Source organism: Streptomyces sp. NPDC059009 (genome assembly GCF_042740175.1).
Classification (GTDB): domain Bacteria; phylum Actinomycetota; class Actinomycetes; order Streptomycetales; family Streptomycetaceae; genus Streptomyces.
The window spans coordinates 99,018-113,132 of sequence record NZ_JBHYJB010000039.1; the positions used below are offsets into that span (position 1 = coordinate 99,018).

At 70.6% G+C, this 14,115-nt stretch carries 12 protein-coding genes; 6 read left to right on the top strand and 6 right to left on the bottom strand.

Going from position 1 to position 14,115, the window contains the following annotated elements:
• The 3 genes from ACFWYM_RS32925 to ACFWYM_RS32935 are packed head-to-tail and all read left to right on the top strand — an operon-like array spanning nucleotide 1 to nucleotide 5,100.
• Complete coding sequence (locus tag ACFWYM_RS32925; RefSeq protein WP_384845693.1) at nucleotides 1-1,965, top strand: alpha-1,4-glucan--maltose-1-phosphate maltosyltransferase; 1,965 nt, start codon at nucleotides 1-3, stop codon at nucleotides 1,963-1,965.
• A complete protein-coding gene (treS, locus tag ACFWYM_RS32930; protein WP_384845695.1) occupies nucleotides 1,958-3,670 on the top strand; it encodes a maltose alpha-D-glucosyltransferase in 1,713 nt (570 codons plus the stop codon). Before ACFWYM_RS32925 ends, treS begins: the two co-directional genes overlap by 8 nt.
• Nucleotides 3,667-5,100: an aminoglycoside phosphotransferase gene (locus tag ACFWYM_RS32935; protein ID WP_384845697.1), complete on the top strand. Its 1,434-nt coding sequence runs from the start codon at nucleotides 3,667-3,669 to the stop codon at nucleotides 5,098-5,100. Before treS ends, ACFWYM_RS32935 begins: the two co-directional genes overlap by 4 nt.
• Before the next feature lie 31 nt (nucleotides 5,101-5,131).
• On the opposite strand, the gene ACFWYM_RS32940 is transcribed toward ACFWYM_RS32935, so the two are convergent.
• Entirely contained in the window at nucleotides 5,132-5,773 is a 642-nt protein-coding gene (locus tag ACFWYM_RS32940; RefSeq protein ID WP_384845699.1) for a sigma-70 family RNA polymerase sigma factor, read from the bottom strand.
• Nucleotides 5,774-6,117: 344 nt separating this feature from the next.
• Between ACFWYM_RS32940 and ACFWYM_RS32945 the strand changes: the two genes are divergently transcribed.
• Both ACFWYM_RS32945 and ACFWYM_RS32950 read left to right on the top strand, forming a co-directional pair.
• Entirely contained in the window at nucleotides 6,118-6,810 is a 693-nt protein-coding gene (locus ACFWYM_RS32945) for an EthD family reductase (protein ID WP_384845701.1), read from the top strand.
• Between the two features lie 145 nt (nucleotides 6,811-6,955).
• On the top strand, nucleotides 6,956-9,457 hold the full coding sequence (locus ACFWYM_RS32950; protein ID WP_384845703.1) for a sugar phosphate nucleotidyltransferase: 2,502 nt from the start codon (nucleotides 6,956-6,958) through the stop codon (nucleotides 9,455-9,457).
• Between the two features lie 61 nt (nucleotides 9,458-9,518).
• On the opposite strand, the gene ACFWYM_RS32955 is transcribed toward ACFWYM_RS32950, so the two are convergent.
• Together ACFWYM_RS32955 and ACFWYM_RS32960 are read right to left on the bottom strand one after the other, a co-directional pair.
• On the bottom strand, nucleotides 9,519-9,983 hold the full coding sequence (locus ACFWYM_RS32955; RefSeq protein WP_384845705.1) for a nuclear transport factor 2 family protein: 465 nt from the start codon (nucleotides 9,981-9,983) through the stop codon (nucleotides 9,519-9,521).
• A gap of 117 nt (nucleotides 9,984-10,100) precedes the next feature.
• The gene (locus tag ACFWYM_RS32960; RefSeq protein ID WP_384845707.1) at nucleotides 10,101-11,321 is read right to left on the bottom strand and encodes an IS701 family transposase; all 1,221 of its coding nucleotides are present in this window, start codon (nucleotides 11,319-11,321) and stop codon (nucleotides 10,101-10,103) included.
• A gap of 410 nt (nucleotides 11,322-11,731) precedes the next feature.
• Between ACFWYM_RS32960 and ACFWYM_RS32965 the strand changes: the two genes are divergently transcribed.
• Entirely contained in the window at nucleotides 11,732-12,334 is a 603-nt protein-coding gene (locus ACFWYM_RS32965) for a TetR family transcriptional regulator (RefSeq protein WP_384845708.1), read from the top strand.
• On the opposite strand, the gene ACFWYM_RS32970 is transcribed toward ACFWYM_RS32965, so the two are convergent.
• The 3 genes from ACFWYM_RS32970 to ACFWYM_RS32980 all read right to left on the bottom strand — a co-directional run bounded on the left by ACFWYM_RS32970 (nucleotide 12,324) and on the right by ACFWYM_RS32980 (nucleotide 13,998).
• Entirely contained in the window at nucleotides 12,324-13,121 is a 798-nt protein-coding gene (locus ACFWYM_RS32970) for an SDR family oxidoreductase (protein ID WP_384845710.1), read from the bottom strand. The two genes, ACFWYM_RS32965 and ACFWYM_RS32970, sit on opposite strands and share 11 nt — an antisense overlap.
• 83 nt (nucleotides 13,122-13,204) lie before the next feature.
• Nucleotides 13,205-13,651 (bottom strand): nuclear transport factor 2 family protein, encoded by a 447-nt coding sequence (locus ACFWYM_RS32975; protein WP_384845712.1) that lies wholly within the window; start codon nucleotides 13,649-13,651, stop codon nucleotides 13,205-13,207.
• A gap of 38 nt (nucleotides 13,652-13,689) precedes the next feature.
• Nucleotides 13,690-13,998 carry a muconolactone Delta-isomerase family protein gene (locus ACFWYM_RS32980; protein ID WP_384845714.1) on the bottom strand — a complete coding sequence of 103 codons (309 nt, stop codon included), beginning with the start codon at nucleotides 13,996-13,998 and terminating at the stop codon, nucleotides 13,690-13,692.
• Nucleotides 13,999-14,115: the final 117 nt, after the last annotated feature.

Here is a 14,115-nt window from a genome sequence, read left to right on the forward strand (position 1 = left end):
ATGAAGGGCAGACTTGCCATATCCGAAGTCGCTCCCGTGGTCAGCGACGGCTCGTACCCCGCCAAGGCGGTGGTGGGCGAGCACGTCCCGGTCTCGGCGACGGTGTGGCGGGAGGGACACGAGGCGGTCGGCGCGGACGTCGTATGGCGGCACAGCGACGGCAGGGACCCGGCCGTCACCGTCCCCATGACGCTCGTCGACGCCGGCCTCGACCGGTGGGAGTCCGTGGTCGTCCCCGACCGGGAGGGCATGTGGTCCTTCCACGTCGAGGCATGGGGCGACCCGTGGGCGACCTGGTCGCGGGGCATCCGCGCCAAGGAGGCCGACGGCCAGCAGGCCCGGCAGCTCGCCGCCGATCTGGAGGCCGGGGCCCGGCTGTTGGAACGGCTCGCCCGCGAGAGCCACCACCCGCAGGTTCCCCTGCACGCGGCGGCCCGGCTGCGGCGCGCCGACCTGCCCCTGGCCGAGCGCCTCGAACCCGCCCTCGGCCCCGCCGTCGCGGACCTGGTGCGCGCCCACCCGCTGCGCGACCTGCTGACCCGGGGGCCCGAACACCGCGTCTGGGCCGACCGGACACGGGCGCTGTACGGCGCCTGGTACGAGCTGTTCCCGCGCTCGACCGGCGGGCACGACGCCGACGGCACCCCCGTGCACGGCACCTTCACCACGGCCGCCGCCGACCTCGAACGCATCGCCGCCATGGGCTTCGACGTGGTCTACCTGCCGCCCGTCCACCCCATCGGCCACACCCACCGCAAGGGCCCCAACAACACGCTCAACGCCGGGCCGGACGACGTGGGTTCGCCCTGGGCCATCGGCTCACCGGACGGCGGGCACGACGCGATCCACCCCCAGCTGGGCGGCATCGAGGACTTCGACGCCTTCGTCGCCACCGCCGACCGGCTCGGCCTGGAGGTCGCCCTCGACCTGGCCTTCCAGTGCTCCCCCGACCACCCCTGGGTGCGCGAGCACCCCGAGTGGTTCACCCACCGCCCCGACGGGTCCATCGCCTACGCCGAGAACCCGCCCAAGGCGTACCAGGACATCTTCCCGCTGAACTTCGACAACGACCCGGAGGGCCTGTACGCGGAGCTCCTGCGCACCGTCCTGTTCTGGGTCCACCACGGCGTGCGGATCTTCCGCGTCGACAACCCGCACACCAAGCCCCTCGCCTTCTGGGACTACCTGATCTGGCAGGTCAAGGAGGCCCACCCCGATGTGCTGTTCCTCGCCGAGGCGTTCACCCGCCCCGCCGTCCTGCAGGGCCTGGCGAAGGCCGGGTTCACGCAGTCGTACACCTACTTCACCTGGCGCACCAGTAAGGCGGACCTGACCGAGTACGGCACCGAACTCGCCGAGGGCGCCCACTTCCTGCGGCCCAACCTGTTCGTGAACACCCCCGACATCCTGCACGCCACCCTGCAGCACGGCGGCCCCGCCATGTTCGCCCTGCGGGCCGCGCTCGCCGCGACCCTCTCCCCGACCTGGGGCATGTACTCGGGCTACGAGCTCTACGAGCACCGCCCCGCCCGGCACGGCAGCGAGGAGTACCTGGACTCCGAGAAGTACCAGCTGCGCTCCAGGGACTTCGCCACGGCCACCGCCCAAGGGCGCAGCCTGGCCCCCTGGATCACCCGGCTCAACCAGGTGCGCCGCGCCCACCCCGCACTGCAGCAGCTGCGCCGCCTCACCTTCCTCGACGTCGACAACGACGCGGTGCTGGCGTACGCGAAGACCGATCCGGCAACCGGCGAGACGGTGCTGTGCATCGTCAGCCTCAACCCTCACGACGTGGAGGAGTCCATCGTGCACGACGTCCCGGCGGCGTTCGGACGACCGCAGCAGCACCTCGTCCTGCGCGACGAGATCACCGGCGAACTCACCGAGTGGGACGACCAGAAGAAGGTCACGCTCACCCCCGGCGCCGCTGTCGCCCAGATCCTGGTCGCGGTGGACCATGACTGAGCTCCCCGACGCGAACGACTTCGAGGTGGCACGCCCGCTGCCGGTCGAGGAGGACTGGTTCAAGCGCGCCGTCTTCTACGAGGTGCTCGTCCGCTTCTTCTACGACAGCAACGGCGACGGCACCGGCGACCTCAAGGGCCTGACCGAGAAGCTCGACTATCTGGAGTGGCTCGGCGTCGACTGCCTGTGGCTGCCCCCGTTCTACGCCTCGCCGCTGCGCGACGGCGGCTATGACATCAGTGACTACCGCAGTGTCCTGCCCGACTTCGGCACCATCGACGACTTCGTCGCCGTCCTGGACGCCGCCCACGCCCGCGGCATCCGCGTCATCACCGACCTGGTCATGAACCACACCAGCGACCAGCACCCGTGGTTCCAGGCATCCCGCCGCGACCCCGAAGGACCCTACGGCGACTTCTACGTCTGGGCCGACGACGACTCCGGCTACCCCGACGCCCGCATCATCTTCGTCGACACCGAGACCTCCAACTGGACGTACGACCCCGAGCGCGGCCAGTACTTCTGGCACCGCTTCTTCTCCCACCAGCCCGACCTCAACTACGACAACCCCCGCGTGCAGGACGCGATGCTCGACTCCCTGCGGTTCTGGCTCGACCTCGGCGTCGACGGATTCCGCATGGACGCCGTGCCGTATCTGTTCGCCCGCGAGGGCACCAACTGCGAGAACCTGCCCGAGACACACGCCTTCCTCAAGCTGGTGCGCAAGGTCGTCGACGACGAGTACCCGGGCCGGGTGCTGCTCGCCGAGGCCAACCAGTGGCCCTCCGACGCCGTCGAGTACTTCGGCGACCCGGAGGTGGGCGGCGACGAAGCCCACATGGCCTTCCACTTCCCGCTCATGCCGCGCATCTTCATGGCCGTGCGCTGCGGCAGCCGCAAGCCCGTCGCCGAGGTGCTCGCCACCACCCCGCCCATCCCCTCGGGCAGCCAGTGGGGCATCTTCCTGCGCAACCACGACGAGCTGACCCTGGAGATGGTCACCGAGGAGGAGCGCGCCTGCATGTACGCGGAGTACGCCGCGGACCCGCGGATGCGCGCCAACATCGGCATCCGCCGCCGGCTGGCCCCGCTCCTCGGCAACGACAGCGCCCAACTGGAGCTGTTCAACGCCCTGTTGCTGTCCCTGCCCGGCTCGCCGGTCCTCTACTACGGCGACGAGATCGGCATGGGCGACAACATCTGGCTCGGCGACCGCGACGCGGTGCGCACCCCCATGCAGTGGACCCCGGACCGCAACGCGGGCTTCTCCACCGCTGACCCCGGCCGCCTCCAGCTGCCGGTCAACATGGACTCCGTCTACGGCTACCAGGCCGTCAACGTCGAGGCCCAGTCGAAGAACGGCGCCTCCCTGCTGCACTGGATGCGCCGCATGCTCCAGGTCCGCCGCCGCCACCCCGCCTTCGGCCTCGGCGCCTACCAGGAGATCGAGACCGACAACGACAGTGTCCTCGCCTACCTGCGCGAGTACGTCGGCCCGGACGGCACCGTCGACCGGGTGGTGTGCGTCAACAACCTCTCCGCCACCCCCCAGCCCGTCACCTTCACCATGCCCCCGGGAGGCCGGCCCGTGGAACTCACCGGACGGGTCCCCTTCCCCCCGGTCACCGACAAGCCGTACTGCCTGTCCCTGGCGGGATACGGCTTCTACTGGTTCTCACTCGGCGGCGAGGAGGCCGCGTCATGACCCCCACCGCCACCATCACCGCGACCGCTGCCGCCACCGATGTCTTCACCGCACCCGCCCTGGAACAGGCCCTGGTCCCCTGGCTGCCCGGACAGCGGTGGTTCGACGGCACCGGGCGCACCCTGTCCCGCGTCCACGTCACCGGCTGCCACCTCTTCGCCGCTCCCGACGGGCCGGACCACGTGAGCGGCGCCCACCTTGTCGTCCGCGCCGAGGACACGGTCGGCGCCGACGCGGGCAGCTACCACCTGGTGCTCGGAGCCCGCCCCACGACCGGGACACCGCCCGGCCCGGCCCTCGCCGTCGTCGGGGACACCGCCGTCTACGACGCCCTGACGGACCCCGGCCTGGTCCGCGCGCTGCTGCTCCACATGGCGAGCGGCACCACCGCCGACGGGGTGCGCTTCGGGAGCGAACCCCCCGGATTCGAGCTCTCCGGCACCTCGCTGACGGTGCGGCCGCTGCAGGCGGAACAGAGCAACAGCTCGGTCATCATCAACGACCAGTACATCCTGAAGATCTTCCGCCGGTACGTCCCCGGGGCCAGCCCCGACCTGGTGCTGCACCGGATGCTGCGCGACCAGGGCTCCCTGCACGTCCCGCCGCTGCTCGGCGCCGCCGAACGGCACGCCTGCACCGCGACCCTCGCCACCCTCCAGCGCTACCTGCCCAAGGCCGAGGACGGCTGGGCCGCAGCCCTGGCCAGCGTCCGCTCCGAGCTCGTCGGCCAACCCGCCGACGACGCCGGGGACTTCACCCACGACTCGCACGCCCTCGGGCACGCCCTGGCCCTCGTCCACCGGGACCTGGCGCGCGCGGCCGGCGAGGAGCCGCTGCGCGCCGCGGAGTACCACCACCTCTCGGAACTGTTCCTGCGGCGCCTGACCCACGCCCTGGACCAGGCCCCCCGACTGGCGCCCTACGCCGGGCAGTTGCACGAGGTGTTCTCCGCGGTACGGCACATCGAACCCGCCGCCCACCGCAGCGCCCACCTCGTCCACGGCGACCTGCACCTGGGGCAGACCCTGCGCACCTCTGAGGGGTGGCTGCTGCTCGACTTCGAGGGGGAGCCGCTCGCGGCCCGCGCCGAACGCACCGCCAGGCACTCGCCGTTGCGCGACGTCGCCGCGATGCTGCGGTCCTACGACTACGCGGCCCACCATGAGCTGACGGACACGAGCCGCGCCGGAGGCGAACACATCCGGGCGCTCGGCTGGGTGCGGCGCAACCAGGGAGCGTTCCTGTCCGGCTACCACGAGACGGTCGGCGCCCCGGGCCACGCCGACGACGCGGCGCTGCTCACCGCGTACGAACTCGACAAGGCCGTCTACGAGGTCCTCTACGACACCCGGCACCGCCCGGACTGGGCATGGATCCCCCTGCGGGCGCTGGAGCGGGCGCTCGCGCCGCGGGGACTGCCCGCGGGCTGACGGAACTCCGCCTGCTGCCCGGCTGCTGCGCTCAGGAAACCGGTTCGGGCGTCTCGGGCAGCAGGCGGAGCCGGGCGGCATGGCCGTGCAACAGCTCGCGCAGCCGCTGCCGGCCCCGGTAGAGCCGCGAGTTCACCGTCCCCTGCGGCACCCCCAGATACTCCGCGATCTCCTGGTAGGTCAGGCCCTCGACATCGGCGAGGTAGACGACGATCCGGTAGACGTCGGGAAGTTCGCGCAGCGCCTCGGTGACCGCGGGATCGGGCACGGCGTCCAGGGCCTGTGCCTCGGCCGAGCGCGGCGGCGGGGCGCCCGGGTGGGCGCCCCGTGCCAGCTGTGCCTCGGGCAGTTCGGCCATGGGCAGTTGGCGGCCGTGCACCTGCTGTTTGCGGTACTGGCTGAGATAGGCGTTGGTGAGGATGCGGTGCAGCCACGCCCGCAGATTGGTCCCGGCCGCGAAGCGGTGGAAGGACCGGAAGGCGTTGGTGAACGCCTCCTGCACGAGGTCCTCCGCGTCCGCCCGGTTGCGGGTCAGCCGCAGCGCGGCCCGGTGGAGTTCGTCGCGGTAGCCGACGGCGTCCCGGGCGAACCGGGCGGAGCGCTGCTCGGGGGTTTCCGCGGGCCACACACCCATGGAGTCGGTGGCCGCGTCGGGGGCGAGAACGTCAGTCATCCCGGGCTCCTGGCAGTCAAGGGTGGCGCCACCGCCCGTACGAGAGGGGGAGCTGGCACGGACGGCGGCGCCGTGAGGGGGCGTCACAAGAAGGAGGACGTCGCCCCTCGTCCGGCGCCAGTCAACTGCTCCCGTATTGCCGGGCTCAATGTCCTCGCCGAATTACGTACGTACTTTGCGGAGTTTCCGAATGTGCCGGGTGCCGGGCTCCGGGTGTCAGGAGTGCTTACTCCGTCAACTTGCCCAGACCGCCGCAGTTCCTCGGACAACTCTGTCGCCCGGCGCAGGGTGCTGGGTTAACTCGGGAATTGCGCGCCTGACTCGGATTCCAGAAGGGAACGAACGTGATTCACCAGCTGATTTTCGCGGCGCCCAAGCCGGGCATGACCGACCAGGAGTTCCACCGCTACTGGGTCGAGGAGCACGCGGTCCGGTACGCCAGCAAGATCCCGCAGATCAAGAAGTACGCCGTGGACACCACGGTGAACCCGCTGGGATCGGACGAGCCGCTGTGGAAGGGGATCGCCGAGATCTGGCTGGAGAACGAGGAGGAGCAGCTGGCCTCCCTGCAGACGCCCGAGTTCCTCGAGGGCGCGCGGCTCGACGAGCCGCGCTGGGCGGCCTTCTGGCAGTCGGTCGTCCTCGACACCGACACGGAGGTGGTCGTCCCGGGCGTCCCCCAGGACATGGTGCAGCCCGGTGTGAAGCTCGTGATCCTCACCAAGCGCAAGGAGGGCCTCAGCCGCGAGGAGTTCCGGCGCCACAGCCGTGAGGTGCACGCCCCGCTCGTCAAGGCCGTGCCCGGGGTGACGCGCTACTACCAGTCGTTCACCCGCGACTCCTGGTACGGCATCAGCGAGCCGCCCTTCGATGCCGCGTACCACATCTGGTTCGACAGCCTCGCGGGCCTGGAGGCCGCGCAGCGCGGCGCCGAACAGGCCGCCGTCGAGGCCGACTACAAGAACTTCGTGAACCAGCAGTACACGCACACCGTGCCCGTCCGCGAGAACTGGGTCCTCGGCCCGCAGGCCCGCTGACACCCCCTCACCTCTGCTTCGCGGCGCCGTCCGCGGGGCAGAGGTGCGGTCCGTTTGCGGTCCGTTTCCGGGCCTTCGCGGCCTGACCAGCCTCAGCCCTCTCTTGCCTCCCTCTGCCTTCTGTGATCCGTAAGGAGCTAGTGCTGTGAAAGCTGTCGTGATGGCCGGGGGCGAAGGAACGCGACTTCGTCCCATGACGTCCAACCTGCCCAAGCCGCTGCTGCCGGTGGCCGACCAGCCGGTCATGGAGCACGTGCTGCGACTGCTGCGGCGGCACGGCATCAGCGATGTCGTGGTGACGGTCCAGTTCCTCGCCTCCCTCATCAAGAACCATTTCGGGGACGGCAGCGACCTCGGCATGAGCCTCAGCTACGCCCACGAGGAGCAGCCCCTCGGCACCGCCGGCAGCGTCAAGAACGCCGAGGCCGCCCTCGCCGACGACACGTTCCTCGTCATCTCCGGTGACGCCCTGACCGACATCGACCTCACCGACGCCATCCGCTACCACCGGGAGAAGGGCGCCCTGGTGACGGTGTGCCTGACCCGTGTCCCCGACCCGCTGGAGTTCGGCATCACCGTCCTGGACGAGGCCGGACGCGTCGAGCGGTTCCTCGAAAAGCCCACGTGGGGCCAGGTGTTCACGGACACCGTCAACACCGGCATCTACATCATGGAGCCCGAGGTCCTCGACTACGTCGCCACGGACGCCTCCGTCGACTGGTCCGGCGACGTCTTCCCCCGCCTCATGGCGGAGGGCAGGCCGGTGTTCGGCTACGTCGCCGACGGCTACTGGGAGGACATCGGCAGCCACGACAGCTACGCCACGGCCCAGGCCGACGTGCTCGACGGGAAGGTCCTGGCCGAGGTGCAGGGCTTCGAGATGGCCGCGGGCGTCTGGGTCGGCGAGGGCGCGGAGATCCACCCCGAGGCGCAGCTGATCGCCCCCGCGTACATCGGGCCGAACGCCCGAGTGGAGGCCAAGGCGGAGATCCGCGCCCACAGCGTCGTGGGGCGCGGCTGCGTGGTCACGTCCCGGGCGGTCGTCGACGGCGCGGTGCTGCACGAGAACGTCTTCGTGGGGTCCGGCGCCACGCTGCACTCCTGCGTGGTGGGCCGGGGCAGCGACGTCATGCGCGGCGCCCGCCTCGAACCGGGCGTCGTGGTGGGCGACGACTGCACCATCGGCGAAGAGGCCATCATCGCCTCCGGCGTGCGGATCTACCCGTCCAAGACGGTGGAGGACGCCGCCTGCGTCAACACCTCGGTGGTCTGGGAAACCCGGGGCCAGGCCCAGCTGTTCGGCCGCCGCGGAGTCGGCGGCATCCTCAACGTCGACATCACGCCCGAACTCGTGGTCCGCCTCACCGCCGCCTACGCCACCACCCTCAAGAAGGGCGACACGGTGGCCCTGGCGGGCGACCACTCCCGGGGCGCCCGGGCGCTGGTCCACTGCATCGCCTCCGCCCTGCAGACCGGCGCCCTGAACGTGCGCGACCTCGGCACCGTGCCGCTGCCCGTCGTACGCCAGCAGACCCGGCTCGCCGCGGTCGGCGGGATCTATGTGCGCACCGCACCGGGCGACCCCGACTCCGTCGAGATCAACTTCTTCGACGTGGACGGGGCGGACCTCAGCGAGGCCGCCAAGCGCAAGCTCGACCGGGTCTACGCCCGCCAGGAGTACCGCAGGGCCTTCCCCGGCGAGATCGGGGCGATCACCCACCCCGCCGGCGTCCTGGACACCTACGCGGAGTCCCTCAGCGACTACATCGACCGGCAGCGCGTGACCGGTTCGGGCATCAAGGCCGTCATCGACGCGGCGCACGGCGCCGTCGGCCACGTCCTGCCGGGACTCGTCGGCCGCCTCGGCATCGACGCGCTGGTGCTCAACAGCGGTGTCGAGGACGCCAGTCCCACGGAGAGCTCCGTGGAGCGGGCCGAGGGCCTGGCCCGGCTCGGGGAGATGGTGCGCGCCGCGGGCGCCTCGCTCGGCGTCCGCTTCGATCCCGTCGGCGAGCGCCTCAGCGTCGTCGACGACGAGGGCCACCTCCTCGACGACAACCGCGCGCTGTTCGTCCTCGCGCTCTGCGCCGCCCGCCACCACGGGGCCGGCCGCGTCGTCGTACCGGTCACGGTCTCGCGCACCATCGAGGACCTGCTGACCCCCCACGGCGTGCGCGTCCACTGGGCCGGCACCTCACCGGCGGCCCTCGCCCAGGCGGCGGCCACCCCCGGCACGATCCTCGCGGGGGACGGGCTCGGCGGCTACATCGTGCCGGGCGCGGGTGCCCCCTTCGACGGGGTGGCGGCGTTCGCCAACCTGGTCTGCGACCTCGCCGACTCCCCGTACCGGCTCAGCGAGATCGATGCGCGCATCCCCGAGGACCGGCTGATCCAGCGGGAGATTGCCACCCCCTGGTCGGTGAAGGGAACGGTGATGCGCACCATCGCCGAGGCCAGCGGCGACCACGTCGTCGACACGACGTCGGACGGCGTGCGCATCGTCGAACCGGACGGCAGCTGGGCACTCGTGCTCCCCGACGCCGCCCAGGCCGTCACCCGCGTCTGGGCCGAGGGCCGCACCCTGGACAACTCCCGCAAGGTGCTGGACAAGTGGGCCTCCCGGGTGCAGGAAGCGGTAGCCCTGTGACCAGCGCCGTCAGGGCCATGCGCACCCTCGTCCCGACCGTCTCGGTGAACGGAAGCTGAGGTCAGGCGGCGGCCAGGAGCGCGCGGAAGAAGGAGTCCGCCGCCTCCTGGTCGGTCGCCGTGTACCGGACCTCGGAGATCCGGCCGTCCGTGATGCGAAAGGTCAGCACCCAGCTGGTGTCGAGGGCCGGACCGTCCGCCCCTTCGCTGCGCATCCGGTGGACCTCCACGGCCCAGTCCGCGTTCGCCTCGAAGAACAGCGGCTCCACATGGAGGTCGGCGGCGGCCAGGGCGCGGTAGAAGTCCACGATCGCCTCGGCGCCGCGATGGTCGCCGGCCAGTGGATGCCGCCCGGCCACACGCCAGACGGCGTCCGCGGCCAGCACGTCGTCGCGTAACGCGGTCACGTTGTCGGTGGCGTAGTACTCGAAGAACCGCCGTACCAGAGCCAGATTGGCCTCGGCCCGCGCGCCCTTCGCGCCCTTAGCGTCCTTCACGCCCTGTGCGTCTTGTGCGTCCTTGCTCATGGTGAACTCCTCGGGGTCGTCCGCGTGATCCGTGTTTCATGATTCGACCGCGGGGAGCCGGGCGTCCAATACTCGTGTCCATGCCGACGCGGCATGGCGGCGCCGCGCGCCGCCCTCTCAGACCCTCAGGTCGAACCACGCGTCGTCGGCCGCCGCATCGGGGCTCAGTCTGCTGTACGCGTATGCGGCGGAGGCCAGCGTCACATGGTGGTGCCACCCGGGGAAGGAGCGGCCCTCGAAGTCGAGGAGCCCGAAGTCGCGCTCCAGGGAGTCGACCGCCGTCGCCGTCCGGGAGAGCAGCCGGGCGAGGCCGGCCAGCCGGTCGATGGAGTGCCCCGTGAGGTTGGTGATCCACACCTGGGAGGGCGAGTCCCCCGTGTGCCGCCACAGGCTGAACAGCCGGTAGGTGTGCCCGAGCCCCGGCAGCCGTACCGGCTGGGACAGGAACGGCACCTGCCGCCGCTGCCCGTCGGCCCCGGCCAGGCGCTGCGGCAGGAGGCCGTTCCTGCCGACGAAGTCGCGGGCGGGGCGGGCCTGTTGCCCGCTGTCCGTGCCGCGCATCCGGCCGGGCGCGGGGGCGCCGAGTACCCGCAGTGCGGCAGGCACCCGGATCACGAACTCCTGGCCGCGTGTGCTCAGCCCGTGCAGCAGCGGACCGACGTCGGCCGGGTCGCTCAGCTCCGCCACGACGGGCAGCCGGGGGCCGGACGTGCGGGAGGCCATGGTGTCGACCAGGTGCAGGATCTGCGCCCACATCGGGCGGAAGTCCAGGGAGTCGGGGATGCGGGCGCGCGAACGCATCCGCGCGTCCTGTGTCCACTGCTCCGGCAGGAGCAGACTCCAGTCGACGGGGATGGCGTCGGCCTGTGACGCCACGAACGCGCCGATCCCGACCTGACAGTTGATGGTCCGGCCCGCGGTGGGCACGAAGCGGCGGTGGACCCCGCAGGAGTGGTCACCGCGCTTCGGCAGGATGACCGTGCCGACCGTCCACGCGATGGCTGTGCTGTGCCTTTCGGTCAAGCGCAGCAGTTCCCGGCGGGCCGGCCCCCACTCCCAGGGGCTCGCGTTGACGAACTGGTGCAGGGACATGGCCGCCGTACGGGACCCGGAGACCGTGGCGGCCAGGCGACGCATCGATTTGCGCCCCGGTGTCATGAGCAGCCCCTGCAGATATGCCTGGGCCCAGCGTCGCTGGTCGGCCCGCGCCATGTGCCCGAAGACCTCCTGCGTGAAGGCCGAGACCGAGGTGCTGGGGTCCGACACCGTCGTACCGGGCTCCGAAATCGTCGTAACGGGCTCCGCGCCGAGCATCGGAACCCCGAGGTGATCTGCCATGTCCGCCTTCCCTCCCTGACGGAGTGCTGCGCCGTCCCGGCGCGCTGACCCTCAATAGAATAACGAACGATCGCTATGTTTTGCAGAGGGCCCGCGACTTCACCAAGTGGGCGAACCGGCGGAGCGGGTTGCGAGCGAATTCGCTAACCGTTCAATTCAAGCCATGATCATGAAAAGCCGGGTGCACTCTCGGAAGTCGGTCTTGCTTCAACGGGGTGCTGCCTTGAAAACTCTTCAGTCCAGCGACGATGCAGGCGGGGGCGTAGGTCGCGGACTCGTGCGGCAGAAGGCGGCGCCGACCGGATGTTTCGCCGCGAACATGGCGAAAATACCGAGCGATCATTGGCCAGAACATGGCGCAGCGGACCGGCTCGCCACCGTGCGAGTGCGGACGAAACCGGAGACAGGACATGGTGAAACAGCAGAGAGCGGCGCGCACCCGGGAGGCCCTCGTCCAGGCGGCGGCCGTGGCCTTCGACCGCGTCGGCTACGAGGCCGCCTCCCTCTCCCAGGTCAGCAAGGCCGCGGAGATCTCGATGGGGGCGCTGACCTTCCACTTCCCCATGAAGGAGCAGCTCGCGCACGCCGTCCAGGTGCGCGGCGCGACCGCCACCGAAGCCGTGACACGAGCCATCGCCGAGGATTCGCGGCGCCCCCTGGACCGCATGCTCGCCCTCACCCTGGAGATCGCACAGCTCCTCGACGAGGACGTCGCCGTGCGAGCGGCCGCCCGGCTCACCCGCGAGTGCCCGCACCTGGAGACCCCCTGGCCCGCCACCTGGCTGCCCGTGGTGGAGAAGCTGATCGCCGAGGCGGAGGGCGACCTGCGCCCGGGCGTCGCCCCCCGCACGGTCCTCGCCCTGACCTCCTACCTCATGGTCGGCACAGAGGCATACGTCCGCCGCGGCGCCGCCGTACCGGGCGCCTGCGCGGCGGACGCACAGGAGAGCGCGCGGGACCAGCTGTCCCGCATCTGGCGCGTGGTGTTTCCCTGCATCTCGGTCACTGAGTGACCGGGGCGACCACGAGTTGCGGCATGCCGACATGCGGCGGCCTGCTGACCACGTACGCGATCACATCCGCCAACTCGTCCGGTTCCAGGGCCTGATGCCGCTCGAAGAGCCCGGCGATGGACTCCCTCGACTCCGTACGCGTCGTCTGCTCGCCGAGCCCGGTGCTGACCAGGCCCGGCTGGATGTCGGTCACCCGGATCCCCTGTGGCCCCAACTCGCCGCGCAGGGAGCGGGAGACCGCGCTGACCGCCGCCTTCGACGCGTTGTAGACCGCGTACTCGGGCGAGAAGTCGCGCGTCCCGGCGATGGACGACACATTCACCACGTCGACCTGACGGCCGGCCCGCGCGCTCGCCAGCAAGGGCCGCAGAAAGGCCCCCGTGGTCTGCAGCAACCCCAGTACGTTCACGTCGAGCATGCGCCGCCACTCGTCGAGACGCATCTCGTGCAGCGGCCCCGGATACATGACGCCCGCGTTGTTCACCAACAGGTCGGGCGCACCGGCCTGTTCGGTGATGACGTCGACGGCCCGGGCCAGCCCGTCCGCGGACGTGACATCGGCGGTGACGGCGAGAGCGGACCGCCCCGCGCCGCGCAAGGCGCGCGCGGACTCCTCGATGACCTCCCCGCGGCGCGCGACCAGGACCACCGTCGCGCCCTCCGCGGCAAGCCGACAGGCCGTGGCAGCTCCGATACCACCGGAAGCGCCGGTGATCACTGCGACCCTTCCGCCGAGATCTCCCGTACCGGCGCCGGTACGGGAACGAAGGCCAGGCTGCGTCTGCATACATCTCCTTCGGCGAGTCACCGCGCTGCGCCGTCCCGCGGCGATCGGAGGCGGGACGGCGCAGCCTTGCGTAGGGGAGGGGGCTAGGCGAGCCTGCGGGTCACCGGCGCCAGCGGATAGGCGCGGTAGAAGAAGGTGTCCGCTGACGCCTGGTCCTCCGCGTAGTCCCGCGCCTCGACGACCCGCCCGTTCTCGATCCGCCAGACCAGGACCCAGGACTGGTCGAGATCGTTGCCGTCACCGCGATCGCTCCACCCGCGGTGCACGTCGACGACATACGTCTCGTCGGCACCCAGGTAGATGGTCTCGGCCTTGAAGTTGGACTCGCCGAGCTTGTCGAAGAAGGCGATCACGTCGTCGACGCCCTCATGTGTGCCGGCGAGGGGGTGACGGCCCGGAATGTGCCAGCGGATGCCGGGCGCCAGGATCTCTTCCCGTATCACCTTCAGGTCGTACACCGCATAGGCGTCGTAGAAACGGTTGACCAGATCGATGTTTGCCTTCGCTGCGGCGGAATCGGTGGCAGTCATGGTTCCTTCTCGATGAGGTGAGATGCGGATGAGGGCCGTTAAACGCGGTAGCGCGCCTTGACGTCGTCGGCGAATCCCAGATAGTCGCGCAGCGGCCAGACCACCTCGAACTCCAGATACTCCCTCATGGGAAGACGCCCGAGAGCCGTACGGTCCAACTCCTCGGCGTCGGGAGAATCGATGATGGCGATGACACGCTTCTGCGCGGCAACCTTCCAAATGCCCACACAGAAACCGGAATCCACCGTCTCCTGGGCGTGTTCGGCCTCTTCCTGCTCGATGTTCCACAACTCATCGAGACTGATGCGGCCCTCGTGGTTCCACTTCATCTGGACATAGAAGAGCACGGCCGTTTCTCCTAAGCGAGCTGCTGGGTGAGGGGGTGGTGGGTGCCGAAGGTGGTGGCGGCGATGTCGTGGGGGGTTTTGCCGTCGTGGCCGACGAGGTCGGTACGGGCGCCGTGG

Bases quoted from the DNA above. Each gene is read 5' to 3' on its own strand.
- ACFWYM_RS32925 (WP_384845693.1), top strand. From the start codon at position 1: ATGAAGGGCAGACTTGCCATATCCGAAGTCGCTCCCGTGGTCAGCGAC.
- treS (WP_384845695.1), top strand. From the start codon at position 1,958: ATGACTGAGCTCCCCGACGCGAACGACTTCGAGGTGGCACGCCCGCTG.
- ACFWYM_RS32935 (WP_384845697.1), top strand. From the start codon at position 3,667: ATGACCCCCACCGCCACCATCACCGCGACCGCTGCCGCCACCGATGTC.
- ACFWYM_RS32940 (WP_384845699.1), bottom strand. From the start codon at position 5,773: ATGACTGACGTTCTCGCCCCCGACGCGGCCACCGACTCCATGGGTGTG.
- ACFWYM_RS32955 (WP_384845705.1), bottom strand. From the start codon at position 9,983: ATGAGCAAGGACGCACAAGACGCACAGGGCGTGAAGGACGCTAAGGGC.
- ACFWYM_RS32960 (WP_384845707.1), bottom strand. From the start codon at position 11,321: ATGGCAGATCACCTCGGGGTTCCGATGCTCGGCGCGGAGCCCGTTACG.
- ACFWYM_RS32965 (WP_384845708.1), top strand. From the start codon at position 11,732: ATGGTGAAACAGCAGAGAGCGGCGCGCACCCGGGAGGCCCTCGTCCAG.
- ACFWYM_RS32970 (WP_384845710.1), bottom strand. From the start codon at position 13,121: ATGCAGACGCAGCCTGGCCTTCGTTCCCGTACCGGCGCCGGTACGGGA.
- ACFWYM_RS32975 (WP_384845712.1), bottom strand. From the start codon at position 13,651: ATGACTGCCACCGATTCCGCCGCAGCGAAGGCAAACATCGATCTGGTC.